General features: G+C 54.8%; 21 protein-coding genes, 1 tRNA gene, 1 pseudogene and 1 riboswitch. Of the genes and pseudogenes, 12 read left to right on the top strand and 11 right to left on the bottom strand.

The genetic code is table 11. The features are described 5' to 3' along the window. Positions 1-41: 41 nt before the first annotated feature. Positions 42-2,297, bottom strand: a complete 2,256-nt coding sequence (gene metE / locus HDF16_RS09760; RefSeq protein WP_184215928.1) for a 5-methyltetrahydropteroyltriglutamate--homocysteine S-methyltransferase — start codon at positions 2,295-2,297, stop codon at positions 42-44. 144 nt (positions 2,298-2,441) lie between these two features. Then, positions 2,442-2,643: riboswitch (cobalamin riboswitch) on the bottom strand. A gap of 83 nt (positions 2,644-2,726) precedes the next feature. Between metE and HDF16_RS09755 the strand changes: the two genes are divergently transcribed. Beyond that, entirely contained in the window at positions 2,727-4,193 is a 1,467-nt protein-coding gene (locus HDF16_RS09755; protein WP_184215926.1) for a glycosyltransferase family 39 protein, read from the top strand. A 240-nt stretch (positions 4,194-4,433) separates the two neighbouring features. Here the strand turns inward: HDF16_RS09755 and HDF16_RS09750 are convergent, their stop codons facing one another. Together HDF16_RS09750 and HDF16_RS09745 are read right to left on the bottom strand one after the other, a co-directional pair. Further along, entirely contained in the window at positions 4,434-5,957 is a 1,524-nt protein-coding gene (locus tag HDF16_RS09750; RefSeq protein ID WP_184215924.1) for a protein kinase domain-containing protein, read from the bottom strand. Positions 5,958-6,041: 84 nt separating this feature from the next. Then, entirely contained in the window at positions 6,042-7,364 is a 1,323-nt protein-coding gene (locus HDF16_RS09745; RefSeq protein ID WP_184215922.1) for an ABC transporter permease, read from the bottom strand. Between the two features lie 139 nt (positions 7,365-7,503). Between HDF16_RS09745 and HDF16_RS09740 the strand changes: the two genes are divergently transcribed. Both HDF16_RS09740 and HDF16_RS31805 read left to right on the top strand, forming a co-directional pair. Beyond that, positions 7,504-7,593, top strand: a tRNA-Ser gene (locus HDF16_RS09740). Between the two features lie 245 nt (positions 7,594-7,838). Further along, positions 7,839-8,093, top strand: coding sequence for an Arm DNA-binding domain-containing protein (locus HDF16_RS31805; protein WP_184216292.1), 255 nt, complete (start codon positions 7,839-7,841; stop codon positions 8,091-8,093). Positions 8,094-8,121: 28 nt separating this feature from the next. Here HDF16_RS31805 and HDF16_RS09730 read toward each other — a convergent pair whose 3' ends face one another. After that, entirely contained in the window at positions 8,122-9,051 is a 930-nt protein-coding gene (locus HDF16_RS09730; protein WP_184215920.1) for a glycosyltransferase, read from the bottom strand. Between the two features lie 172 nt (positions 9,052-9,223). On the opposite strand from HDF16_RS09730, the gene gmd reads away from it, so the two are divergent. Next, positions 9,224-10,309: a GDP-mannose 4,6-dehydratase gene (gene gmd, locus HDF16_RS09725; protein WP_348641284.1), complete on the top strand. Its 1,086-nt coding sequence runs from the start codon at positions 9,224-9,226 to the stop codon at positions 10,307-10,309. After that, a complete protein-coding gene (locus HDF16_RS09720; RefSeq protein WP_184215916.1) occupies positions 10,293-11,318 on the top strand; it encodes a GDP-L-fucose synthase family protein in 1,026 nt (341 codons plus the stop codon). Before gmd ends, HDF16_RS09720 begins: the two co-directional genes overlap by 17 nt. On the opposite strand, the gene HDF16_RS09715 is transcribed toward HDF16_RS09720, so the two are convergent. The 4 genes from HDF16_RS09715 to HDF16_RS09700 all read right to left on the bottom strand — a co-directional run bounded on the left by HDF16_RS09715 (position 11,315) and on the right by HDF16_RS09700 (position 14,594). Next, positions 11,315-11,494 (bottom strand): hypothetical protein, encoded by a 180-nt coding sequence (locus tag HDF16_RS09715; RefSeq protein ID WP_184215914.1) that lies wholly within the window; start codon positions 11,492-11,494, stop codon positions 11,315-11,317. The genes HDF16_RS09720 and HDF16_RS09715 overlap by 4 nt on opposite strands. A 502-nt stretch (positions 11,495-11,996) precedes the next feature. Continuing rightward, positions 11,997-12,566, bottom strand: a complete 570-nt coding sequence (locus HDF16_RS09710; RefSeq protein WP_184215912.1) for a GDP-mannose 4,6-dehydratase — start codon at positions 12,564-12,566, stop codon at positions 11,997-11,999. A gap of 158 nt (positions 12,567-12,724) precedes the next feature. Beyond that, on the bottom strand, positions 12,725-12,823 hold the full coding sequence (locus HDF16_RS31550) for an NAD-dependent epimerase/dehydratase family protein (RefSeq protein ID WP_348641290.1): 99 nt from the start codon (positions 12,821-12,823) through the stop codon (positions 12,725-12,727). Between the two features lie 448 nt (positions 12,824-13,271). Continuing rightward, positions 13,272-14,594 carry a flippase gene (locus HDF16_RS09700; RefSeq protein WP_184215910.1) on the bottom strand — a complete coding sequence of 441 codons (1,323 nt, stop codon included), beginning with the start codon at positions 14,592-14,594 and terminating at the stop codon, positions 13,272-13,274. Positions 14,595-14,781: 187 nt separating this feature from the next. On the opposite strand from HDF16_RS09700, the gene HDF16_RS09695 reads away from it, so the two are divergent. The 6 genes and pseudogenes from HDF16_RS09695 (at position 14,782) to HDF16_RS09670 (ending at position 20,449) form a co-directional block, all read left to right on the top strand. Continuing rightward, a complete protein-coding gene (locus tag HDF16_RS09695) occupies positions 14,782-15,708 on the top strand; it encodes a hypothetical protein (protein ID WP_221312626.1) in 927 nt (308 codons plus the stop codon). Positions 15,709-16,194: 486 nt separating this feature from the next. Next, positions 16,195-16,383: pseudogene (locus HDF16_RS31800) on the top strand (DapH/DapD/GlmU-related protein); the annotation flags it as partial. Beyond that, entirely contained in the window at positions 16,370-17,308 is a 939-nt protein-coding gene (locus HDF16_RS09685; protein ID WP_221312625.1) for an NAD-dependent epimerase/dehydratase family protein, read from the top strand. The pseudogene HDF16_RS31800 and the gene HDF16_RS09685, both read left to right, overlap by 14 nt. Further along, a complete protein-coding gene (locus HDF16_RS09680; RefSeq protein WP_184215904.1) occupies positions 17,287-18,501 on the top strand; it encodes a glycosyltransferase in 1,215 nt (404 codons plus the stop codon). The genes HDF16_RS09685 and HDF16_RS09680 overlap by 22 nt, the downstream gene beginning before the upstream one ends. Before the next feature lie 160 nt (positions 18,502-18,661). Beyond that, on the top strand, positions 18,662-19,471 hold the full coding sequence (locus HDF16_RS09675) for a glycosyltransferase family 2 protein (protein ID WP_184215902.1): 810 nt from the start codon (positions 18,662-18,664) through the stop codon (positions 19,469-19,471). A gap of 159 nt (positions 19,472-19,630) precedes the next feature. Continuing rightward, complete coding sequence (locus tag HDF16_RS09670; RefSeq protein WP_184215900.1) at positions 19,631-20,449, top strand: glycosyltransferase family 2 protein; 819 nt, start codon at positions 19,631-19,633, stop codon at positions 20,447-20,449. 63 nt (positions 20,450-20,512) lie between these two features. Here the strand turns inward: HDF16_RS09670 and HDF16_RS09665 are convergent, their stop codons facing one another. The 3 genes from HDF16_RS09665 to HDF16_RS09655 all read right to left on the bottom strand — a co-directional run bounded on the left by HDF16_RS09665 (position 20,513) and on the right by HDF16_RS09655 (position 23,997). Then, a complete protein-coding gene (locus tag HDF16_RS09665) occupies positions 20,513-21,349 on the bottom strand; it encodes a glycosyltransferase family 2 protein (protein WP_184215898.1) in 837 nt (278 codons plus the stop codon). 21 nt (positions 21,350-21,370) lie between these two features. Beyond that, positions 21,371-22,639: an O-antigen polymerase gene (locus HDF16_RS31795; RefSeq protein ID WP_432432238.1), complete on the bottom strand. Its 1,269-nt coding sequence runs from the start codon at positions 22,637-22,639 to the stop codon at positions 21,371-21,373. A 140-nt stretch (positions 22,640-22,779) separates the two neighbouring features. Continuing rightward, on the bottom strand, positions 22,780-23,997 hold the full coding sequence (locus HDF16_RS09655; RefSeq protein WP_184215894.1) for a GumC family protein: 1,218 nt from the start codon (positions 23,995-23,997) through the stop codon (positions 22,780-22,782). A gap of 250 nt (positions 23,998-24,247) precedes the next feature. Between HDF16_RS09655 and HDF16_RS09650 the strand changes: the two genes are divergently transcribed. Next, positions 24,248-26,374 (top strand): hypothetical protein, encoded by a 2,127-nt coding sequence (locus HDF16_RS09650; RefSeq protein ID WP_184215892.1) that lies wholly within the window; start codon positions 24,248-24,250, stop codon positions 26,372-26,374. The last annotated feature ends 92 nt before the right edge of the window (positions 26,375-26,466 follow it).

The raw sequence follows: 26,466 nt of genomic DNA, 5'->3' as shown, positions 1-26,466 counted from the left end.
TTAGGGTGTGAGGCTGACTCATTGCTATAAGGCTCTTTGCTTCAGAGTGTGGCACGTAGCTCCTTTGCGGCGGCGCACATGTTCTGGAGAGCGGCGATTGTTTCGGGCCACGCTCTTGTTTTGAGGCCGCAGTCGGGGTTGACCCAAAGTTGGCGTGGGGTGAGGACGTCGAGAGCGAGTTGGAGTAGATCACGCATCTCGGCGACGTCGGGGACGCGGGGAGAGTGGATGTCGAAGATGCCGGGACCGATCTCGTTGGGGTAGCCGTGGGCGCGGAAGGCGTGGAGGAGTTCCATGCGGGAGCGGGCGGTCTCCATGGAGATGACGTCGGCATCGAGGGCGGCGATCGAAGGGAGGACATCCTCGAACTCGCAGTAGCACATGTGGGTATGGATCTGGGTGCGGTCCTCGGTGCCGCTGGTGGTGAGGCGAAAGGCCTGGACTGCCCATTCCAAGTAGGGTGCCCAGTCGGAGCGACGGAGTGGAAGGCCTTCGCGGAGGGCGGGTTCGTCGACCTGTATGACCTGGAGGCCGGCGGCTTCGAGGTCGCGGACTTCGTCGCGGAGAGCGAGCGCGATCTGCCATGCGGTGTCTTTGCGGGCGATGTCGTCGCGGACGAAGGACCACTGCAGGACGGTGATGGGGCCGGTGAGCATGCCCTTCATGGGTTTGTTGGTTAGGGAGCGGGCGAAGCTGGACCACCGGACGGTCATGGGAAGAGCGCGGGAGACGTCGCCGTAGATGACCGGGGGTTTGACGCAGCGGGAGCCGTAGCTCTGGACCCAGCCGTTCTCGGTGAAGGCGAAGCCGTCGAGGAACTCGGCGAAGTATTCGACCATGTCGTTGCGTTCGAACTCGCCGTGGACGAGGACGTCGAGGCCGATGCGTTCCTGTTCGCGGATACAGTCCTCGGTGGCCTGGCGGAGGAAGGTGTCGTACTGGGCATCGGTGATGTGGCCGTGCTTGTGGGCGGCGCGGTGCTTGCGGACGTCAGCGGTTTGAGGGAAGGAGCCGATGGTGGTGGTGGGGAGCAGAGGGAGATTGAGCTCCTCGCGTTGGATCTCTGCGCGTTGTGGATAGGGACTCTTGCGACTGAAGTCTTGTTCGGAGAGACGGGTAAGGCGATTGCGGACGGCGGCGTTCTTGCTGGTCTCGGCGGCTTCGCGGTTGGCGACGGCGGCGGCGTTGGCGGTGAAGGCCGCATCGTTGCCGGTGGCGAGATCGTGCAGCTCTGTGAGCTTTTCGGTTGCGAAGCGCAGCCACGATTTGATGCGCGGACTCAACTGCTTCTCCGGTGCGAGGTCGTGCGGGACGTGGATGAGGGAGCAAGACGGAGAGACGATCACGCGGTCAGTTCCGAGTGATTCCACTGCCTGTTCGATAAAGGGATTTACAGCAGCGAAGTGCGTGAGCCAGATGTTGCGGCCGTTGACGCAGCCGAGGCTGAGGGTCTGGTTGGGGGATAGTGCGGTGAGGACTTCGGGGACCTGTTCCGGGGCGCGGACGGCGTCGATGTGGATGCCAGCAGTGTGGAGATCGACGGCGAGGCTGAGGTTGTCGCCGAGGCCGCCGAAGTAGGTGGTGAGCATGAGCTTGATGGGAACTTCCGCGAGCTGCTTGTAGGCACTGCGGAAGGCCTGTTTCTCCCATGGGGTGAGGTCGGTGACGAGCTTGGGTTCGTCGATCTGGACGTCGGTGACACCTTCGGCGTGGAGAGCTTCGAGAACCTGTTTGTAGGAGGCGATGAGTCTGAGCAGCAGCAGGGTGATATCGACGCCGGGGGCGGGCTTGCCGAGGAGAAGGAGGGTAACGGGGCCAATGAGGACGGGGCGGGGTTCGATGCCGAGCGCGCGGGCTTCGCGGAGCTCGCTGAGTAGCCTGGTGGTGTCGGGCATGAAGGAGAGGCCGGAGGTCCACTCGGGGACGAGGTAGTGGTAGTTGGTGTCGAACCACTTGGTCATCTCCATGGCGGTCTGCTCGGTGCTGTTGCGGGCCATGGCGAAGTACCCGGTGAGCGAGACGGGATCGTTGCCGAAGCGTTCGGGGGTTGCGCCGATGAGGACGAGGGCGTCGAGGACGTGGTCGTAGAGCGAAAATTCGTTCGACGGGATGATGTCGATGCCTGCGGCTTTTTGCAGGAGCCAGTGGTCGCGGCGGAGTTGCTTTGCGGTGGCGAGAAGGTCAGCCTCGGAGGTCTTGCCCTTCCAGAAGGATTCGAGGGCGAACTTGAGTTCGCGATCCTTGCCCATGCGCGGGAAGCCGAGGGATGAGGTTTTGAGAGGGGTGATGCGCGACATATATACGGTTCTCCTTGTTGCTGGAAGAACCACCCATGCGCAGGCGACACCGGCGAGCCGGAGCACGCGATGTTGCACTGTCCACCGTTCCAATCCACGAGAGCGGCAGGCTCAAACGCACCCACGGTGAGCGACCTGTCGCTTCCATGGTGGTGGTGGCAGGCCGGCCTTCGGACTTTGGGCACCCTACTGGATCGCCGCTTCCCATCTCTTGAAGAGACAGTGCGTTGGCTTCGCGCCGTTGCGACTGTTCGTTCCCATCACCGCTGCGGGACAGCGCCGGATTTACACCGGCTTTCCGTTTAACAAAGCTCGGGAGCTTTGCACCTACACAGGAAAAGTCTACAGGATGGGGGTGAGATGAAGGCTGCGATAAACTGAGGCCTCGCGGGCCGGAGTGAGACTTAGGGATAGAGGAATGCTTGTTTCATGAAGGATGAGCCTTATCGTTCCCGGGTGTCGCTTGAGCCGATTCTGCTTTCTCTGCTGGTTGGGGCAGCCTTCCTCATTCGCGTGTGGGGAGTGTCCAGGGCGCACTTCTGGGACGAGATGGTCTACCTGCAAAACGCGCAGGTGATCTGCTGCGGCAAGAGCAACTACTCCGAGTTGAGCTATCGTCCTCCGCTGATCTCGCTGCTCTTCGCGGGCGTGTTTCTGATCTGGCATAGCGTGTACGCGGCATCGATCGTCACGGCGCTGGTGAATGCTCTCGGATCGTTGTTTCTCTATCGCGCGGCGAAGCTTGCTTTTGGACGTACTGCCGCTGCAATATCGGCTTTGCTGCTGGCGCACTCGCCATTCTTCGTGGGCGTGTTTCCTGATGGCTTTTTGAGTGATGACACAGGGAACAGTCTGCTTACGGATTCGCCGGCGCTGACGCTTCTGGTGCTGGCTTTGTGGCTTTTGTTGCGGGCGCTTGCTCGCGAGAAGACTTTGCCCTTTGCGTGGGCTGGAGTGGTGCTGGGGCTGGCTGTGCTGATGCGGTTTGGCTCGCTTCCGAGCGTGGGATTGCTGTTTTTGCTGCCTCTTGCAGCGAGGTCTAGGTGGAAGGCTCTGCTGGTTTGTGTGGCCGGATTTCTGGTTGCGATGGTGCCGTATCTTGTCTGGTCGCGGGTGGAGTTTGGAGGATTTTTCCAGACGTTTCGCGATGGGTGGGCGAATGTCGAAGGGCCTGAGGGGGCGTCGTTTCTCAGAATTGCACCTGTGATCTTTACGCCGATCGCGTTGGTAGGACTTGCGATGGCTGCCTGTTGGGGGCTTTGGAGAGGCTATCGTGGCCTGCGCTTCAAGACTTTGCATGGGGCTTCTCATGCAGAAGCTCAGCCGGTTTTGATTGAGGCGTTTCTTTGGATGTGGCTGCTGGTGGATTTTGCCTTCTTCGGCACGATGGCTCACAAGGAGCCGCGTTACGTGCTTCCGCTTGCGCCGCCACTTCTGATGCTTGCTGGGGCGGGGCTTGCGCTGTTCCGGTTGTTGCCTCGGCGGTCACTTCGCCTTGGTGGAGGAGTGGTTGTCGTAGCGTTGCTGATGCTGACCTTTGTTCAGAGTTCGAAGCGGTTCGGCGGCCGGATGATTGATCTCAACGTTCCGGAAGAGATGTCGGCTTCGCAGTTTCTTCAGGACTCTGTTCCTGCAAGCACAGCGCTCTATATGAACTTCAACTATCCAGTGTTTGCTTATTACACGGGATTCCGGATTCACGAGATGCCGCCTGCCGGGGCTGATCTGTATAAAGCGATTAAGGAGATTCCTGCTGGCGGAGTGTTTATCGTGTACCGGGAATCTGAAGGCGGGGAGCCTGATTTGCGTTGGATGGATTCGAACACGCGGTTCCAGCGCATGCGGGATTATTCGGGGTTCGTGGTTTATCGATGCACGGCTCATGGTGGTGGGTAGTTCTGCACACCTAGACGTAGATACGGCTTTGCATGGCAACTGCATTGAAGCTGTTTGCACCATGGGAAATAGGAAGATTGAACGCGGATGCCGACGATGTGGCATAGGCCTGCGCTGATGCCGTATCAGTTTGTGCTATGAATCTGCCGTTGACGCCTTAGGAAGCGGGAGCTAAGGGACTCACACAAATACGGTTGAATTCGTGATGCTTCCCGTGACTAACATAATCCGGCGACATCTCTACGGTTCTGCGCTTCTATTTGGCTTTGCGGCCGATCCACGTCTCACCCTGCGCTCAGGGGCTGATGACTTGCTCCGGCTAAGGTGATCAATCAACGCCTCTACGAGGCGTCCTTCGCGCGTCACACGTTCTTTTGGATCTTCCATTCCCTGAATCGTCTGGATGACCAGTGCCCATTGATTTCCGTACTCCACGGTGCTTCGCTTTGCCTCTGCGGCTTGACGGTACTCATCTTCTCTTCGCTGGAAGACACGCTGCAAGAAGTACAACATGGCACTACTGGCGGTAGTTATGGCTCCGCCCGTCGTCTGATGTAACAGGAAGAGGATGATCCCCGATAACAGCACGAGAAACGCCATGCTTACAGCGACCAGCCAAAGTAGATAGGTAGTTCGCATCTGCTGCAGAAGAGCTTCGTATTCCTTGTGGAGCTGCTCCTGGTAAAAGTCCAATTTCTTTTTTATCTGTAGGAAGTGCGCCTCGCCCGATCCAAAAAAAGGGCCTGTCGTTCCCACAACCTGGGTGAACGAGTATCCGGTCGGTGTCGATCCCTGACCCATCACTGAAAGCCCGACAGTCATCGGCAGGTTCAGGCGGGTCATTACCGTGTTTGGTAGATCTTCTCGTTGAGCCGACCTGGGGACGACTGTTCCCCCTTCAGAAGGACCGAGAGTCCTCGGAGGCGCACCTGCGAGGAAGGGCAGCGCTTTGGGACCGTGGCCAAGGACTTTCAGCAGAGCTTCCACGAACTCCGAACAGGTTGCAAACCGCTCCGAGGGTTTCTTCGACAGCGCTTTGTGGAGCACAGTCGTGCATCCTGGCCCGAGCTTCGGGTTGAGCGAAAGCGGGTCGATCGGCTGTTGAACCATGATGGCGCTCATGGTTTCGACGAAGGTCTCGCCGGCGAACGGGGCCTTCCCAGTCAGCAACTCAAAGGCGACTACGGCGAGCGCGAACTGATCGACAGCAGGCGTGATGGCTCCTCCTGAGATCTGCTCCGGGGAGAGGTAAGCTGGGGTTCCTATAACCACTCCGGTCTGAGTCATTCGGGAGCCGGACGTCTGTTGAATCACGGCAATCCCGAAGTCAAGAATTTTGGGGTTGCCATCTTGCGCCAGGATTATGTTCGATGGCTTAACGTCGCGATGAATGACACCGCGCGTATGTGCATAATCAAGCCCAAGCGCGGTGCCCCGCAGGATCTTGCCAAGTTGAAGGGTTGTGAGTTTGCCCTGATGGTGCCGTAGGGATTTGCCGTCGACGAACTCCATAACAATGTAGGCTTGATTCTCTGCTGTTGTTCCAAAATCGAAGAGAGTAACTATTGAGGGGTGCTGGAGTTGCCCGGTTATTGTGGCTTCGCGAAGAAAGCGAGCACCGAGATCGAGGTTGTTCCCTGCATCTGACGCCTTCAACAGTTTGATTGCAACAGGTCTACCTATCCGCACATCCTCGCCGCGGTAGACGGTGGACATTCCGCCTTCGCCAATAAGTTCGATGGTCTTGTATCTATCGAGGTCCACGGAGAGCAAAGCGTATCACAAACGATCGACGTAATCGCCCGCATGTGAGGTAGCGTTTTTCAGGCTCTATTTCGTGGTGACGGTCTATTCGTATTTAAGCGTGTCGACGGGGTTCAGGCGTGCGGCGCGGTTAGCGGGGAGGGTGCCGAAGACGATGCCGACGATCATCGAGGTGGCTAGTGCGACTATTGCGGACCACCAGTCCACGGGGATCGCAAAGGGTGTGAAGAAGCGGACGGAGAACGGGATGGCGAGGCCGATGAGGGTGCCGACGAGGCCTCCGCTGAGCGAGAGGAAGACGGCTTCGGTGAGGAACTGGAGGCGGATCTCGCGGCTGGTGGCGCCGAGGGCTTTGCGGATGCCGATCTCTTTGACGCGGGCCTGGACGTTGGCGAGCATGGAGTTCATGATGCCGACGCCGCTGACGATCAGGGTGACAAACGCTGCCAGTGTGAGAACCAGGGTGAGCATGTTGGCGATCTTGCCCATGAGTTCGAGCACGGGTGTCATCACGAAGGCTTTGTAGACGGACGAGGCGCGGTGGCGCCCCTGGATGATCTTGAGGATCTGAGCGGAGGCGGTGGTTACGGAGCTGGTGCTCTTGGTGGAGAAGAAGATTTCTTTGACGGTGTCGGTGCCGGTGAAGTAGCGGGCGACGGTGTAGGGGATGAGCATGGTCTGCTCACTGATCTCCGACTGGCCGAAGGTGTTGATGCGCTCCTTGAAGACACCGATGATGGTGAAGGGGATGCCGCGGATGCTGAGGGTCTGGCCGACGGCGCCGTCGGCTGAGCCGAAGAGGGTGATGGCGAGGGGTTCGACGAGGACGGCGACCTTGGTGTGGCCGGTGGCGTCCTGGTCGTCGAAGAAGCGGCCGGCGACGACGACGGAGTTGCGGACGTCTTTATATTGCGGGGAGACGCCGAGGATCATGACGTTCTTGGTGAGGCCGTCGCCGATGTTGACGTTGTCGTGGGCCTCGAGCATGGGGGAGGCGGCGGCGAGGCCGGGGACCTGCTCCTGGACGGCGAGCATGTCTTCGCGGGTCATGAAGTCGGGGTTGGTGGTGTTGTCGGGGCCGGCGATGCTGCCGCCGGAGTACTGCATCTCGATCATGTTGGGACCGATGGAGGAGATGAGGTTGAGGGCGTACTCCTTGCCGGTGAGGCCGAGGGTAACGACGAGCACGATGGACGCGGAGCCGATGACCATGCCGAGCATGGTGAGGAGGAAGCGGACCTTGCTGGCCTTGAAGCTGTCGTAGGCGAGCTGGAGGACCTCGCTGAACATCATGGTCTTGCGGGCGCTGGCTAGGGTGCGCTCGAAGCGGCGCCTGGAGCCGGCGTTGCGCCGCGACTCGGTGCTGGGTGAAGCGGTTTCGAGATTTGGGATGTTCGCGGTCGCCATGGGGCTTGGTAAATGTCTCTTCCTAAAACTTTAGACGCTTTCGAGGGGTTTGTCGGCGCATTGTTTGTGGGGGATGGCCCGTCTGTTGCAGAGAGAAGAGCTTGGCACCGGTGGTTGGGGTCGACTAGACTTGAGGTAAGGAAGAGTGGCCGAGTGGTTGATGGCTCCAGTCTTGAAAACTGGCGTACCTGAAAGGGTATCGGGGGTTCGAATCCCTCCTCTTCCGCCATTTATCGATTCAAAGGAGCCTGATAACATCCAGATTCAGAGCTGAAACCCCAGCAAATGCTGGGGTTTTATGGTTAATGTGATCCAGTAACGTATTACGACAGCCGACTCCCGGTGCGGCTACATCTGTGGGTATGCGGCTTGCGAGATGTGGGTATGTCGGAATCTGGAGGGCGACGATCATGTCGCTCAGCGACACTGACGTCAAAAAGGAGAGGCTTCAAGCAAAGCCATACAAGCTGAGCGATAGCGGGGGCCTGCCTTTGGGGCACGCCTGCAGGAGGCAAGCTCTGGCGCTGGTCCTATGGGTTTGAGGGCAAGCACAAGACGATGACCCTTGGACGGTATCCCGAGCTTTACTTAGCTTTGGCCCGCGACGGACACCGGCAGGCCAGGAGGCTGCTCGCTGCCAAGGTTGACCCAATCGAGGAGAGGAAGACGGAGCGGCAAGCGAAGCACGTGTCGATTGCAAACTCTTTTGTCTCGGTGGTGCCTAAATAGTTCAGAGCACGGAGGAGCGGCTTCGCTGCTACAAGCCGTGAGTGTTAGCAACTGGTTTCACCCAGAAACCGGGGTGCATGCTCAGCCGGCGCTTGATTTCGAGCGGAAGTTGATCTTCTGCCCGGCCTAAGCGATATCCGAGCATCTTGCCAAAGGTACGCGTTAGCGCGACGGGTAGCTGTGCTGCGGCATTCCGCCACAGGTAGGTCAACTCAGACTGCAAAAAGCGCTTACCTTCTCCGCTCGCTTGACCAAACTCTTCGAGCAACCAATGCTCGCGGCTATGCAGAACTCCTATGTCGAAGTATCTTTTGAACTCCTGCATCCAGGTATAGGAATGACTGTGATAGGCGCGTGCCTCCGCAACATACCCTATCTTGTAGCCGGCGAGCAGCATGCGGGCAGCGGTGATGGTGTCTTCACCAAAGATCACGTTCGTGGGGAAACCACCCACTTCCATCAAGGCAGAACGGCGATATGCGGCCAGGGAGTTTGAAAGAAAGACCGTCTTAATGCCGAACTGTTTGCGGCTGCTCAGGGACCGAGTCTGCGATAGGGCTGGATAGTTGAAATTCCGGGCATGAATCTCAATGGGGTCCGCTCCCGGCCGAGGTAACTGTCTTCCATATACCGCAGCAACGTTGGGGTCGCCGAAGGCGGCTTGCAGTTTTGCCAGCGCATCAGGTTCGGCGAGCACCGCATCCTGAGTCATGTACACGAGAATCTCGGCATCGGGCAACATCTCTGCAGCCATCTGACGTGTGCCACCATGATTGAACTTTGCCCTCGCCACGGAACACAGCTTGAACCCGGCCTCGCTTGCAAGTTCGATTGTGTCGTCGGTGGATTCAGAATCTACAATCAGCACTTGCTCTGGACGGACGCACTTGAGGATGGCAGGTGCAAAACGCGGCCAGTCCTTGGCGGCGTTCAGCGTCGGGACAATGACGTTCAGCATGGCCTTTAAGTGTAGCGCATTCAATCAGGCTCAAGATGAGTTGCTGACGCGGATGCGGGGTGGTATTGGGACTGGCTAGACGGCATTCAGATCTGACTGCTTTTGCTCCAGAGCCGCCGATCAATATAATCAAGCGCTGGCGTAAATGAGTAGCAAGGTTGTAAGGAGTCACGTGGCAAAAGTTGCATTGATCACAGGTGTCACCGGGCAGGATGGCGCCTATTTAGCTGAGCTTCTTCTTCGTAAGGGGTATGAGGTTCATGGTATCAAGAGGCGCAGCTCCCTCTTCAACACAAACCGCATTGACCATCTCTACCAGGATCCTCACATCGCTGGACGCAACTTCGTGCTCCACTACGGTGATTTAGCCGATTCGACCAGCTTGATCAATATTGTTCAAAAGGTGCAGCCGGACGAGATCTACAACCTTGGAGCGCAAAGCCATGTCGCCGTCTCGTTTGAGCAACCGGAGTACACAGGGAATGTCGACGGGCTTGGCACTCTGCGGCTGCTGGAGGCGATTCGCATTCTTGGGATGGATGCGAAGACTCGGTTTTATCAGGCCTCAACCTCGGAGCTCTATGGATTGGTGCAGCAGGTACCCCAGACTGAGAAGACACCTTTCTATCCAAGGTCCCCTTACGCAGTCGCAAAGCTTTACGCATACTGGATCACGGTGAATTACCGCGAAGCGTACGGCATGTATGCCTGCAACGGTATTCTCTTCAATCACGAGTCGCCGCTGCGGGGCGAAACCTTCGTTACCAGGAAGATCACACGCGCCTTGGCGCGTATCAAGCTCGGGTTGCAGGACAAGCTCTACCTGGGAAATTTGGATTCTCTTAGAGACTGGGGCCATGCGCGGGATTATGTGGAGATGCAGTGGCGCATGCTACAGCAAGAGACCGCCGAAGATTTTGTAATCGCGACTGGGATCCAGCACAGCGTCCGGGAGTTTACGACGTTTGCGGCTCGGGCGCTCCGCATCGAACTGGAATGGCGGGGGAATGGTGTCGAGGAGACGGCGATGGATCAAAACGGTTGCACCGTGGTCGTCGTCGATCCGAGATACTTTCGTCCCGCCGAGGTTGAAACTCTTCTTGGCGACCCGAGCTATGCCCATGAGCGGCTGGGGTGGAAGCCCACCGTCAAACTGGAAGGTCTAGTAAAAGAGATGGTCGAAGCTGATCTATTGGCCGCGGAGAGAGATCAGCTTGTGAAAGAGCACGGATACGGGGTGTATGAATACCATGAATAGCCCACTGCTTGCCAACTCCAAGATCTATGTTGCGGGTCATCGCGGGCTTGCAGGGTCGGCCATTGTAAGGCGGCTGGAGCGCGAAGGATGCAGCAAAGTCTTGGTGCGCTCCCATCAGGAGCTTGATCTAACGGATCAGGCTGCGGTGGCTAGCTTCTTTGCGAAAGAGCGTCCGGAGCACGTCTTTCTTGCAGCGGCCAAGGTTGGTGGAATCCTGGCTAACAATACGCGTCCCGCAGAGTTTATTCACGAGAACCTGGCGATTCAAACCAACGTGATTCAAGCTGCGTATGACGTGGGCGTGCGGCGCTTGCTTTTTTTTGGCTCCAGCTGCATTTATCCTCGGGACTGTCCTCAGCCAATCCGTGAGGAGTACATGCTAACCGGCCCGCTTGAGTCCACTAACCGCCCCTACGCCGTGGCCAAAATCGCTGGTGTCGAAATGTGCTGGGCGTTCAATCGTCAGTATGGGACGCGGTACATATCGGCCATGCCGACCAACCTCTACGGACCTAACGACAACTATGATCTTGCGGGTTCCCATGTGCTTCCCGCCTTACTCCGCAAGATGCACGAGGCTAAACTCGTCGGCGCGTCGGAGGTAGTTGTGTGGGGTACCGGCAATGTGAGGCGAGAGTTCCTTCATTCTGATGACATGGCGGATGCCTGTGTCTTCTTGATGAAACTATCGGACGACGCATATGGACCAATCGCGGCCTCCGAATCGCAAGCGCCCCTGCTCAACATCGGCTGCGGTGAGGATCTGACGGTGCAGGAACTCGCTGAACTGATTCGGGATGTTGTTGGTTTCGAGGGACGCCTCGTATTCGACACTTCCAAACCCGATGGCACGCCACGCAAATTGTTGGATGTATCCCGCATGAAAGAACTGGGCTGGCACGCGGGCACATCGTTGCGGAAGGGTCTGACGGCTGTTTATAGGGAGTATTCGGACATTCTTACGACTGCCGAATCGCCAGCGGTAAGAATGTCCGCTAGATATGTTTAGGCGATAGATGAACGCATTTGTTTATCCGGAGAAATTTGAGACGGCTCGCCGTTGAAGCGATACGGGATGAAGGATTTCATCTGCATCAGAAAGGTGGGTCTGGTTCGCGCGCTCAAAGCATTGGCAAACATTCCAGAGATCGCGTATGACACGACGGTGGCAATGGCTGCTCCCATGGCTGAGCATCGGTGAATCAGATAAGATTCATCCTTATGTTGATTACGGCCCCGCCAAGGGACTGGTTAACGCCAGCGCAACAATCGTGCCGATCGCGCAAGCCGTGATTGGCATCAGAGAGGACAGCCTGCGCAGGCTGCCATTAGACCCATTGCTTGTAAATTATCGATTTCATGGGCACCGATGGCAATAAAAATCATTGAACACGCCCCTTTGACGCTCTAAACCTGTCGAGAGCACCCTATTTCGAGGTGAACTTATGAATTGGTGCCTGCAACCATAACAGGGCACTCGACTCGCAAAGTCCAATGTTATACCCGCGTCGTTGGCAGCCATATCGGTTTCGATACGCCCCGAGGTCACCCCACACCTCGTAGACCGTAAGCATGTGCAACGGATCAGCCCGCACCGGCTTGGATTGCAGACCCGCGATACCGCGAGCGTATCTTTGCGTTAGTTGGCGACTGCATGCTGTGCCGCTGGAGCAATCCTAGGAGTAGTCTACTGTTCCGCAATTTCTGCTTTCGACTGCTCCGTTGCAATGTGGTCCCGGAAGAAGCTAAGCGATCTTTCGAGCCACTCAAATAGGGTAATCCTGGGTTCCCAATCGAGGATTCGTTTCGCTTTGGTGATATCTGGTCGGCGTCGGGTGGGGTCACCAGTAGGGACGTCGCGAAAATCGGTCACCGCCTTTGATCCAGTGACCGAGAGGACCTCGCGTGCGCATTCGATGATGGTCCACTCAATAGGTTTGCCAGTGTTGACAGGTAGCGCTTCATCCGATCGCGACAGCCTCATAATCCCTTCGACGAGATCAGAGACAAAACAAAAGCTGCGGGTTTGCGATCCCAATCCATACACCGTCAACGGCTCACCACGAAGCGCTTGCATCATGAAGTTCGATATGACGCGCCCATCATTGGACTGCAGCCGCGGGCCGTAAGTGTTGAAAATCCGTACCAAGTGTGTATTGACCTTGTGGGACTTGTTATAGGCCATCACAGCGGCTTCGGAGAAACGCTTTGCCTCGTCATAGACAGACCTCGGGCCAACTGGGTTGACATTTCCCAATAGGTCTCCACTTGAGGATGTACTTATGGATCGCCATAGCACTAGGACGTAGAGGCATGCAGATCAACGGGACCCACCTCGAACGGAGTGCAGGTATCCAGTTCAACCAAATCGAATCGCCGTTCATTGCTGAGGTGGTCAAGATTTCTATGATTACCTCAGCATAGATTATCGACTCCTACTACCGTAGAACCTTCTCCAAGCAGATGGTCGCAGAGGTGAGAACCGAGGAAGCCTGTGGCTCCCCTAACGAGGATGTCTCTTGGAATTTGTGACCTTTAAGAAGCTGCCGTGTGGTCTATTTTAACAGCAGTCGAGATTAGCAGAAAGTGCTGCATAGACCGGGTTCCGGAATAGACTCGATGGATTGAAGACTTAACTCGCGACTTGGGTGAGCCCGAGACGCCCGATGCTAATGTACTTGAATCGCGCAACTGCCATCTCCGCAGGATCAAACATGTCCTGTCCGTCAGCTAAGCTAGGATATCAAATAATGACGTTCAGGCGCCGCACATCGAGCCTCCTAAACTCGACAGCCCAGCCCTTGGAGAGGTTATCAGAACTATTCCGAAACGGATTCGCGTTGAGATCGAGTTCGCGAAGTGATTAGGCACGTTGCCGTTGCTGACGAGCACCTGGGCTATAGGTCCTTCTTTCCGTAGCAGAAGGGGCTAGAAGAGGCTCCGATGACAGATCTTATTCGTTCTAAATCCAAAAGCGATATGGAAGGAATGATTTCATCTGCATGAAGAAAATAGGTCTAGTCCGCGCACTTAGCGCATTGGCAAATACGCTGGAGATAGCATATGAAACGACAGTAGCAATAGCGGCTCCCATTGCTGAATATCTGGGTATCAGATATAAATTCATGACGATATTGATGATTGCCCCACTAAATGTGCGATAAAGCGATAGTGACAACAGATTTTTTGAAAGGTCCCAAGGTGATTGCGCAACTCCCAAAAAGACGAAAACCGATGCCCAAACATGAACGGCAAGAACGGGGGCAGCGCCACTGTAACTACTAGCATAAAGAGTCCGGATGATGGCGTGGGAGGCTAACGCCACGATTGCACCAATAACGCAGGCGGTGATTGTCATCATCGAAAAAAGCTTGCGAAGCCTACCGTAGAACAAGGTGGGATCATCTTTGGCGCGTATGATCGCAGGCGAAACAGAGGATACAATCGCCGTCGGGATAAAGTACCAGACCTCGGAGACCCGTGTGGCTGCAGAATACAGGCCAACTGCGAGATCACCTTGCATCACCTTGAGCATTACTGCGTCTATGCGCATGTAAACCATGATCGCCATGCCCGAAAAGATCACCGGCCAGCTCTCCTTCAAGAGCAACATCGCCCGGGCCTTGCTGACGCGCCATGCAAATATTCTGCCACCGCTGAGCCGGTAGCCAAGCGTCAGGAAAAGAGCGCCAAATGCGATTTCGCCCGCGTAGGAAGCAGCGAAGGTCCACAGCGGGGCCCTAACATGTATCAGCGAAACTCGGATACCGGCAAACAGAAGAAAAGCCAAATTTTTCGCCCAGACGGTTATTTTTGACTTTACTTCTGATTGGAAGAAGGAATCAATGGTGTCGAATGCCTGAAAGATGAGGTTAAATGACAGGATGCTAACCAGGATGAGCGCCTGTTGGTCATGCGGCTGGATGAACTTGACGGTTGCAATCGATAAAGCGACTGATAGAAGACCCCCGCCGGTTCGAAGTGCCAGGGTCGTACCTAACATTTCATCCGTATCTCTTGGATTGTGGAGCAGTTCGCGAACCAGAATTCCCTCGAGGCCGAGGGTGGTAGCGGTGGTAAACAGCGCGATGAAGGCAAGAGCGAAGTTCAGACTGCCAAATTGAGCTGGTCCTAGGTACCGCGCAACCCACACCCCTACAAATAGCCCCATCCCCATTCGTACAAAGCGGTCAACCAGCAACCAGCCCATGTTTTCAATGATCTTGCGCAGACCCGGGCCGACCCTGTTTAGTTCTAGCAGTCCACGCTCACGAAGCCACTGCATCTTTAATGCCTGCTTCCTAAATTTGGCAGCCGCCCTTGGAACAAAAGTGTCTGACTGCACGGCGATCCACCGCAAGCGACGAATCGCCGGCCCAGGAACACCGTCCGAGCTACGACCGTAATTTTCTATGTACCATCCTGGATGATATTCTACATTTCAACTGCTTTGGGAGCTTTAGGTTATCTTCATGTGTTCAGAGGCGTTCTCAATTCCCGTAGCATTTTTCGTCTTTAATAGGCCCAGCACCACTCAGAGGGTGTTTGAAGCAATCGCGAAGGTCCGGCCCAACCGATTGCTGCTCATTGCGGATGGGCCTCGTCCGTCGAAGGCAGGCGAGGGGAAAGCTTGTGAGCAGGTGCGAGAAATTGTTAGTCGTGTCGATTGGCCATGCGAAGTCTACACCAATTTTGCTGACACCAACCTTGGCTGCCAGGAACGAATTATCAGCGGTCTGAATTGGGTTTTCTCCTTGGTTGAAGAGGCGATCATCCTCGAAGATGATTGCTTGCCCGTTCCATCATTCTTCCCATTCTGCCGTGAACTGTTGGAACGGTATCGGGGAGACAGCAGGATAGCAGCGATTTCGGGAACAAATTTAGTTGAACAACATTTGAACACTGACTCCAGCTACTTCTTTTCCCAGCTTGGCGGTATATGGGGGTGGGCGACCTGGAGAACTGAGTGGCAGCGTTACGACAGGCACATGGAAAAATGGCCTGAACTTAAGCGGGCTAAAGCGCTTTCCGAGGTGTTCGAAAGTTCCAAGACCGTAGCATTTTGGACTCGGATCTTTGATGACATGTATGAAAATAATGGCAGGAACACATGGGACTACCAGTGGATCTATACACACTTGAAGAATAACGGGCTCACAATTGTTCCGCGTGTCAACCTAGTGACGAACATCGGTTTTGGGCAGGGCTCAACGCATACCAGTACGGTGGATCCTCGGCTTACACCGCCCGTAACAGCGATTCCTTTTCCCTTGATCCATCCACCCGATTTTATTCCTCTACGAAGCGTTGATCGTCATTTCCAGAACCTATTTGCTGAACCCCTTCGTCAGAAGGTGAGCCGAAAGGTCCGTCGCCTGGCTCGAAGTCTTTCTTCCTAATTGCCGGACTGTAAAAAATTGCCTGGTTTTGATAGCTCCGAGTGATTGTGAGGATCAATGAATCTCGTATTGAAAGTGATCCGCAAGGTTCTCCGGATACCTTTTCGCCTGATAGAAGAGTTCGAGCTGCGCCTTAAGAAAGAGGGCTGCATAATCGGGGAAGGCGCTCGGTTGTACCCGTCCAGCCGCGTGGAAAATAACCAGGGAAGACCGTCAGCTATCGTAATCGCCGCTCGCTCGCAGGTACTCGGACATCTCGTTGTGATGGGGCACGGCGGAAGTATCCGTATTGGAAGCTCCTGTTTTATTGGAGAGCAGACCCGCATCTGGTCTGCGGACTCAATCGTGATTGGCAACCGCGTCCTCATTTCACATAACGTGAATATCCATGATCACAACTCCCACTCCTGGTCTGCGCAACGCAGGCATATGCACTTCAACCAAATCTTTTCCGCGGGACACCCTAAAGAGCTTAAAGACGTTCCCTCTTCGCCCATCATCATTGAGGACGATGCATGGATCGGATTTAATGCCACAATTCTCAAAGGGGTGAAGATTGGAACAGGAGCTATCGTGGGAGCTGCTTCCGTTGTGACGAAAGATGTTGCCCCTTACACAGTGGTTGCCGGCAACCCGGCGAAGGTGATGCGAGAGATTCCCGTTGAAGATCGATAGCTTTTCACAAGATTCACCGGGGCGTGTGCTGGTTACCGGCGCGAATGGCTTCCTGGGCAGGTATGTAGCGCGATCTTTCGCGGATCAAGGGCATACGGTATCGGGGATTGGCCACGGCGGCTGGTCGAAAGACGAGTGGGAGCCTTGGGGCCTTAGTCAATGGAACTCCGCCGATGTGACCCTTGAGACGCTGCGCCAGCATGCCGAGAGGCCGGATGTAATCGTCCATTGCGCCGGTGGCGGGTCAGTGTCTTTCTCCATCGAGGACCCCATCGCGGACTTTGAGCGAACGGTTGTCACCACCGCTCATGTTCTCGAGTATTTGCGGACTTCGGCACCCTCCTGCCGCGTGGTCTACCCTTCCAGCGCCAGCGTTTACGGAACGGTGGACACCGTTCCGATCGCGGAGGATTTTCCTACCGCCCCGATATCGCAGTATGGCACGCATAAGTTAATGGCAGAGCAAATGGTGACCTCCTATGCGCGGCAGTTTGGAACGCACGCGTCCATTGTGCGACTATTCTCTGTGTATGGTTGCGGACTGCGCAAGCAACTGCTGTGGGACGCCTGCATAAAATTCGCCAAGCAGGATGGCGTATTTATGGGTACCGGCGAAGAGGTGCGCGACTGGCTGCATGTGCAGGACGCTTCAACGTTGCTGCTTGCCGCCTCCAGGCATGCGTCGCCGCAATGCCCGACCATCAATGGCGGCAGCGGACGGGGTGCGACGGTCCGCGAGGTGTTAATGCGGCTTGGACGTAACTTTGATGTAGAGCCTGGGTTTTCCGGCACGCAGAGACAGGGAGATCCCAGCCGCTTCATCGCGGACATCAAGGGCGCGAAGGCCTGGGGATGGCATCCAACAAAGAAATGGACACAAGGCGTGGAGGAGTACGCCGCCTGGTGGAAGAGGAATTCGCTGTGACCAAGAATGAGAGCACGCGGGTCGGATTCCTTCTTCCCCTGGGCTATTGGGTGGGTGGGCGGAATTATCTAAAGAACCTCTTTGCCGCGATACGTATGTTGCCCGGAAATCCAATCGTGCCGGTCATATTCACGGGGAAGCGTCAAGGCAATAACACTGAAGATTTTCCAGGTGTTGAGGTCATCCGAACCTCGATGCTAGACCGAAGAAGTCCGACCGCGATCCTTCGAAAAGGTATTCTCAAGGCAAGCGGGCACGATATCCTATTACAAAAGTCATTGCAAAAGCACGGTGTTTCTGTCCTTTCCCATTGCATTCATCCTGTCTACCTGGGCATGCGGCAGAGAATCAAGATCATCGGATGGATTGCAGATTTTCAGCATGTTCATCTGCCGGAGCTTTTCACTCTGGAAGATCGCAATCATCGCGATCTCGAATTCAAGCAGATCTGCGCTCAGTCCGACAAGATCATTCTTAGCAGCGCATGCGCCTACGAAGACTTGCGGGCTTTCGCTCCAGAACACATAGATACGGCGGAACTACTGCGATTCGTCGCCAGTCCCACACCCCTTCAAGGGGCTGCAAGTCTGCCGGAGTTGCAGCGGCTGTATACCTTTACGGGGCCATACTTTCTGCTTCCCAATCAGTTCTGGGCTCATAAGAACCACCGCGTCGTAATAAGTGCATTGCAGCGCCTGAAGAGCAATCGAGAACCGTTGCTGGTTCTGGCCGCCGGCTCCCCAACCGATTACCGGAACTCGTCTTTCTTTTCCGACCTAATGAAATATGCGTTGGAGTGTGACGTGCTGGATTGCTTTCGCGTTCTCGGCCAAATTCCCTTTGACCATCTATTCGGCCTGATGCAACACGCGACCGCCTTCATCAATCCGTCACGCTTCGAAGGATGGAGCACAAGTGTTGAGGAAGCAAAGTCCCTGGGGAAACAGATTGTCCTCTCTGACATCCCTGTCCATCGCGAGCAGGCCCCGCCGGGGGGATTCTTCTTCCCTGCCGAGGATCCGGACGCGTTGGCCAAAGCTATGAAGGCCGCTCACGACCGGTATGACGGCGTGAGAGATAGCGCGCTGCGAACGGCGGCGGCGGCTCATTTTCCAACACGGCAAAGAGAGTTCGGGGAAACATACCTGCGAATAGTGGAAGATACATTGGGACGGAAGGCTAACGAGCTCTGATGCCGTGAGATCCGGCGAGATGTGCTCTCAAAAGGGAGCGGGTAACGACGGTCCGACCTCTACCCGCAAAGTCTTCATGGCATGATTGGCGGCACATTGCCAGCCGCCACTTGGCAGTATGCTTTATATGATGTCCTCAATTTGAGGCCGGAGAATTGAGTTGCGCGTTACCGTAATCACCCCTAGCAAAGACCAGGGAATCTACATTGAACATTGTCTTCGGTCGGTACACGGGCAAACACACCGCGACCTTGAACATATAGTCCTTGACGGAATGTCTAGTGATGAAACAGCGGAGATCGCTTCAAGATTCCCGTGCACTTTCTTGCAGCGGAAAGATTCGGGTCCTGCTCAAGCGATCAACCGAGGCTTAGAGATGGCCACGGGGGATATCATCTGCTGGCTCAATGCCGACGATGCGTTTTGGGACCCGACAACATTGGAACGCGTTGTCAGATCGTTCACGGACCTGCCCGAAGTTGACGCAATCACTGGCAATGGCTACTACATAGATAATCACGGACGGTTTGTCAGCCCGATCATAGCTAGCAGGCCAGACCGTCTCTCTTTACGATGGCTAACTCGTCACGACACCGTGTTGCAACCCGCTACGTTTTGGCGCCGAAACCAATTCCGGCTGGATGAAACTCTTCGTTTTTGTTTTGACTGGAAGCTTTGGATCGATTTCTTTCAAGATGGAAAAAACATTCTCTACGTGGCGGAGTATTTCGCACTTTATCGATTACAGCCGGAATCACTGACCTATCAGGACAGCGCGTCGAGACGTCATGAGATATACGGAATGATCAAGATCTTCTCCAAGCGTCGCCCCCAGATCGCGTGGTGCTGGTTTATTTGGAGAGCTTACCAGCTCTCCGAGCTACTAAATGCGCCTACTCTAAAAGCTGCGGCCAGGGGCGCAAATGAGATAATGAAATTGATGAGTGGAGACAGAATCTCATCAACCTAGGTAAGTGTTGCGAAATTGGAATTCGGCATACTTGATCGCGATGCAGCTTAGTTTACTTTTACGCTATGACACATAGTCAAACACGTTCACGAAGCTAAACAAGGTCGCTCTCGACAAATACCGCTCAATTCCAAGGCCAACGAATCCGGTGGAAATGATATGAACAACGGGAAGAGGGAAACTTCGGGGGGACAGCGACTAAAAGGAACTCTGGCTGAAGGAAGCACCGATCTTCCCCTGGTAACGGTAGTAACGGCGGTCTTCAATGGCCAGTCCTGTCTTGCGGGATGCCTTGAAAGTGTGCTTGCCCAGGACTATCCCCGCATTGAACACATCATCATGGATGGTGGCTCGACCGATGGCACGCTCGATATACTTCACCGATACAACGATCGAATCGCGCTTTGGAAAAGTGAACCGGATAAAGGTGTTTATGACGCCTGGAACAAGGCGCTTAACCTGGCCCGCGGAGAGTGGATCTGCTTTCTTGGTGCCGACGATCTCTATCTTCCCGGTGCCATCGGCGCTTATGTTGCGCTTGCACGGAAGTATCCAGGGGCAGAGTTTCTTAGCTCGAGAGCAAAACTGGACCACTCGACGGGATATTCTCCAACCTTCGGGGGGCCTTGGCTTTGGCCGCGTTTCGCCACAGCGATGACCACGGTTCACGTAGGCGCTATGCACCATAAAAATATGTTCGCACGGCTGGGCCGTTTTGACAGCACATACCGCATAGCCGGCGACTACGAGCTAATGCTTCGAGCGAAAGACACCTTGAAGTCCGCATTTACACCTCTCACTACTGTCGTGATGCGAGCAGGTGGTCTCAGCGACTCGACTGCAGGCTTATACGAGGCAAAGCGGGCCAAGATAGCGGCTGGAGTATGCTCTGCCCCACTTGCGACCGTCCAACTCCAAAGAGCGGTGATGCGTTTTCACCTCCGGCGACTGTACTTGAAAGCCAGATCACTGTTCTGAAGTTTCGTCTGGTTCGGAATTTTGTATTATGCAGATGCAAGCTCTCCTCGACCAAAAACCCGCTCAGGATCCCTGTGGCAAGTATGCCCGAGCATGAGCTTCAGCGTATTGCCAAGCCTCCCGGAACGCTGTTCCCTTCAAAATCAGGCTCAGTAAAATACCGCTGAAGTAGTAAGAAGCCTCTAGATATGAACCCGTCTTTTTCCGTGCGCGAACATTCAGCCTGACGCGCTGAAAAACCGCGTCTGGCGACTCGCGATGAGAATGCATGACGGTGACGGACGGTAAGTAGAAAAGTTTGCCGCCAAGGGATAAATGTCGTTTAGCCCAAATGAAGTCCTCGCTGGCGCCGATTTCCGGAAAGGGATTGCGTTGCCAGGCTGCCCTAGTCAATCCAGATGCAGAATTAGAGAATCCGAGGGGCTCGTGCAATTCAATAGCTTTCGATTTCTCCGGGGCGAATCTCTTCGCCAAAAATGCCTTCTCATAAGCGCTAGCGCCCCAAAGTGTATTTGGCACCTGCCGCATGTAAGCGGCTGCGTGTTCATGCTCCACCAATTTCTCAAACAACCTCTCCAAAGCATCATGTTGTTCAAGTAATACATGACCGGAGAGTAAAACAAGTATCTGCGCCTGGGAGACAGAAATCAATTGATTGCAACTACGCCCGAACTGGAAGTCTGAGGGCGAAATTTCGTAGACGCAAACCGGCAATCCTAACAAGAAGTCCAGCGTGCCATCTGTACTGCCGCTATCGAGAAAAATCACTTCGGTGCGCGAGAGAATAGTCTGTGAGGAAAGACGGCGCCAGAATTCCGGCAAGGCAGAGATCTCATTCTTTACCCTTATCAGGACAGCGAGTTGCGGGTCTAGAGGGCGTTCAACCTTTGCCGGGGTCATGTCGTCACCTATAGATAGGACTTAATCGATGTTAGAGGAACTTGGCTTTGGTCTTGGCAAGTGAAGCAACGGCTTGAGCAAGCTTGCAATTGGGTTAAAGGGTGAGGCGCTAGTCGGCACGAGTAGCCGTAGCATATTTTTTCGAGGCGACCTTTTCCTGAGGAACACTTCGAGCCAAAATAACTGCGTGATTATTGGCAACGAGAAGAATTGATTCCAGAAGAGGCTCAGTACTAGGCATTGCCCTAATACGGTATAGATGAGAATGCCTTTGAGGTCATTGCGATACCAGTAACGCATGCAGAAAAAAGAAGTGGCGACACTGAAGAGTAATATCCCAGCAAAGCCAAGGTCCTGGTAAGGTCCAATGTAGCCGGTACTCACATTAAACGTTGGGTCGACAAGCTGTCCGCTTTCTACGTCCCCAAGTTGCTCTCCATAAATTACGTTTCGAAGCAATGATGGGAACAATAGAGACACTGTGTTCGGAAACGTTATGCTGTTGAGTGGAGTAAAAACGTGGCTTGTATATATAAGGTTGTTGATAGGGGTCGATGTGTAAATATACCCCCATAGCAGCCCGGAAGGAAGCCATTCGGGATAATTGTCGGTCGGCTGGGCCCATTGACGAATCAGATCTGAGGATCCTGAACGATAATCTCCAATGATTCCAAACAGTAGTACAAAGCTTGCCAGCGACGCGCAGACATTGATTACCGTTTTCTTTCGAATAGGCCGGATACGAACGAACAAAATTAGAAATTGAATGAGCGACACCAGCATCAGATTTCTCGTGACGACCAACATGGACCAGAGCAAGATGAATGCGGGCACACGAAGATGTCGCCGGTCCGATGTGATGAGGAACAATGCAAACCTGCACAAGGAGATCGATAATATAAGCGAGTTTACAAACCCATGAAGTGAGGGTATTCCAAAATTTACGTACGTCTTCGTGCTGCCGATCATAAGCCAGACAATTGGGATGCCTCCGCTAAAAATGATCTCCACGACACTGATTGTCATCCAAATGCGGAATGCTACTACAAGTTGCCTGTCTAGGCTTGACAGGTGAATTGGTTGAATAGAATGACGGAGGGGGTATCTTGCGGAAAGAACTTTACGCACCGGCAAATACGCGATGGCGGCTAAAGCAAAAGGTGCCCAGATCCAGAGTACTACGCGGCTTGTCTCGTACGTGGTGTAAAGCAACAGCTTACTCAGATGGAGAGAATAGAGCGAAACAACCCCGAGCCAAACAGCCGAGAAGATGGCGACTGGGTGTAGCACCAAGGGCGGTCTCCGAGAAATCGCAAACGCTCTTTTCGTAGGGGCATGATCGTTTTTGTGGTGCTTTAGTTTCACTCAAGACCGCCATGATGGAATGTTTGTGTTCGTCGCCAGCCAAGTTCTCTTGCCCGGATGCGTTCCTAGAGCAGAAGCGATGCTTCTCGTTTTAGGTTGACGAGAGCGGGTATGAGGATTACCCAAAGCACTCCCACAACCAATCCGAGGAACATACCTCCCAGCATCATCAAGACCCTGTGTGGCCCTGACTTTCTATCGGGAACGACGGCGCGGTCAACAACCTGCAACAACGGGGACTGACGTGATTCATCCAGCCTGGCCGACTCGTACTGGCGAGCCAGCAGCTCAAAGAGAGTCTCGTGGTATTTAACTTCCCTCTGTTTGCGGATATAGGCAAGGGCCAGCTCGGGTACTTTCGCTGTGGGCGCCTGCACACTTCCGGGCGCTCGCTGGGAGGGATCGTTCTCCATCTTTCGCAATTGCTGCTGTAAGCGCTCAATCTCAGTCCTGGAGCGGACGACTTCGGGGTTCTGATCGGTGGAACTCTGCTGCAGGACACTCAGACTAACTTCCTGGCTGGTGATCTGTGCCCGCAGCTGTTCGATCGCCTCGATCGCAACTTGCGCCTGTCCGTTTGGAGCAATAATTCCGGTCTGCTCCTGTGTCCGCTTTAACTCGACTTCCGCATCAGCTAGGGCATCTTTTTCGCGAGCCAGTTGCTGCTCGAAAAAAACCCGTCGCTGGCCTGACTCAGTCAGTGCGAGTCGACCGTTTTGCTCGTACAAGGCGTCCAGGTATCCGTTAGCGAGGTCCGCGGCGCGATGCGGGTCGATGTCGACAACCGTGATGGTAATAAGGGTATCTTTCCCGGCCACGAAGGTGCTTTGCTTCTTTAACACGGCTTCGGCGTCGCTCAATCTCTTTGCCTTGTAGACGTCCTGGAGATGGAAGCGGGCGATGAGCGTGTCGGAGATCGTGCGACTTGCCAGGATGCCGAGATAGATGTCGCCCGGGCTTTTCAGGCCGCCAAGGCCCCCCAGCGCCCCTAGCCCCCCTAGCTGGCCCGCGAGCAAGGTTGATGCACTTCCGGGCGCGGACTGCGGCGGTAAGAAGACCGCCTCCGCGGTGAACGTCGGCTTGATCACGAAAAACGCGATCAGAGCCGCCAAGACCCCTGCCCCAACCGAGAATTGCGCGATGGTCTTCCGGTTGCGCCAAAGCAGCAGAGCAACCTGAAGTAGATCAACTCTGTCTTCTTCAAACGGCTGGTCTAGACGCCGAGATCCTGAGTCATCCTGTGAGGTGTCTCCGAAGGAGTTCACTGGGGTATCGAGGTGCATTCTGCTTCTCCGTTAGAGCGCGATCTTACAAGATTCGACCAGAAAGCCCGGTTGAAATCCATTTACCCAAGAGTATGTCCCACCTAAATCCAGAGGAGACAGAGGTATAGGCGGTCGAGGGTCAGTCCACCTATCCTACCAAGCGAAGGCTCGGAACGTCGAAGCGGGGGCTGGACTTGGATGGAATCGTGCGGAGCACGTAGTATTTCGGATTATGCCCAGACTGTGGAAGAAAGCAAAGAGAAGCCCTGTGAACGTGTGTCTTGATGTGCTCCGCCTGTGGCTTTCGAAGCTTTTTCTGCCCTTCGCGGGCCTGAATCTGTTGCTTCTCTCAGGGTGCGGATCAGGAGTGCATTGCTATAACCCGCCTACGATCACCAATCAATCTCTGGATGAAAGCGTGGACTCCGGCAGTCCGGCGATCTTCACGGTGGCCGCGATCGGGACCGGCGTACTTTCCTATCAGTGGCAGAAGAATGGCGTGCCGATCACGGGGGCGACCCAGCCTGGATATACGATCCCGGCGACGGTGTTGTCTGACTCGGGCAGTTCGTTCAACGTTGTCATAAGCAGCGCTTTGGGAACGGCCCGCAGCCTGCCTGCAAAGTTGAATGTGGTTCATGTTCAGGCCCCACAGACTAGTTTCGTGGCGATGACCGGCAGCGACTCAAGTCCGGGCACGATCGATCAGCCATACAAGACGATCCAACACTGCGCGGAGACGATGACGGCAGGAGGAAGTTGCGAGATTCGCGCAGGCGTCTATTACGAGACGGTGAAGCCGAATGACGCAATCACCATCACGGCATACCAGCTTGAAGTAGTGACCATCGATGGCTCGGACCCAGTCAAAGGCTGGACGCTCGATCACGGCGCTATCTATAAAAGCACGGTCACACTGAATGCAGATGACACGAACCAGCTGTTTGTTGGCGCCGACATGATGACCGAGGCGCGCTGGCCCAATGGAGATGACCTCTTCAATGTCAACTGGGCAAAAGCAGGCGACGGTACCGGCAGTACGGAAATCGTGGACTCAGGTCTGCCCAAGATCGATTGGACTGGAGCCAAGGTCCACTCGTGGGGCGGTACCGACCCTTTCTCGCACCAAACGGGCGTCATCACTTCCTCTGCGAACGGCAGGGTCGGCATTGACATGGGGCAGACAGGTACCTGCCCCTATATCTGTCCGTCGGCGGGCGGCTACTACTATCTCTATGGATCACTTGGAGCGTTGGACGCTGAAAGAGAGTGGTTTTATGACTCGAGTGCCTCCACCCTGTACTTCATGGCGCCAGGCGGAGTTAATCCCGACTCCCTGGACGTGCGCAGCAAGGTGCGACCTTATGCATTTGACTTGAGAGGTAAGACGGAGATTACTGTGTCAAATATTCGCCTTTTTGCCAGCAGCATTGTTATGGATGAACACAGCTCCAAAAATACAATAGACAGGATGACGGTGACCTATCCCTCCCATTTCACAAGCCTGCCAGTAGCCGCTGACGACCCAAACGGATCAAACTTCAGCTTCCTGCAGGTCCATGAAGCTGATACTGGCATCATCCTGGACGGGACTGATAATATGCTGGCGAACAGTATCGTTTCTTTCAGCGCCGGTGCCGGTATAGCAGTCGAAGGAACGGGCAATACAATTGTCAATAACCTGATTCAGAATGTCGGCTACGTTGGTAATTATGCTTCCGGGATAGATCTTGATGGAGAGAATAACTCGATTCTCTACAATACCGTTTCAAACTCTGGAAGGCATGCTTTGATTGTCAGCGGCGACCAGAACGAGGATATTGGCTTCAATAACTTCTTCAATGGGATGCTTTTAAGCAGGGATGGAGCGGAGATATACGCTTGTTGCCGTCAACAAGCTTCCGGTACCAGGATTCATCATAACTGGATTCACGATACGAAAGCGATCATATCCGGACAGGGTGATTCTATCGCCATGACAGGCATTGGTTTTGACAACGGGAGCGGCGGTTTTCGAGCAGACCAGAATATTCTGTGGGACAACCATGTCTACAATATCTTAGTGAATGGTGCTAGTACGAGCTCGCCAAACAATAATCAAATCGCCAACAATTCCGTTCCGGATAGTTCTTCTGAAGGCCGACTTGCCATTATCTATGTGGAGAGTTGCGCGTCTACGAAAGTGGCTGATAACAAGCTAGTGGTGAAAATAGAACTCAACTCTAATAAAACTGCGTGCAATGTTGTGAACAACGGCCCGCATTCGGCGGGCGCAACGGAGATGTCCTCTTCGACTCGAGTTGGCTGCAACTTCATGGGCTGTTCTTCGAACAGACCGCCGGTAATTTTGGACGGCGGGAGCGTTACTGGGTGCCCGGTGTCAGGTACGAACTAAGCAGGGTAAGATCATTTGCTTGTTGTCCCAAGCGTCCGCAAAGGTTTTCGCACGACAGCAAACATTCGATGCGCTCGGTTGCTGTAGTTGCG

The organism is Granulicella aggregans (assembly GCF_014203275.1).
Taxonomy (GTDB): domain Bacteria; phylum Acidobacteriota; class Terriglobia; order Terriglobales; family Acidobacteriaceae; genus Edaphobacter.
The sequence above is the reverse complement of the archived record's forward strand: the minus strand, read 5'-3'. Positions and strand labels throughout refer to the sequence as shown.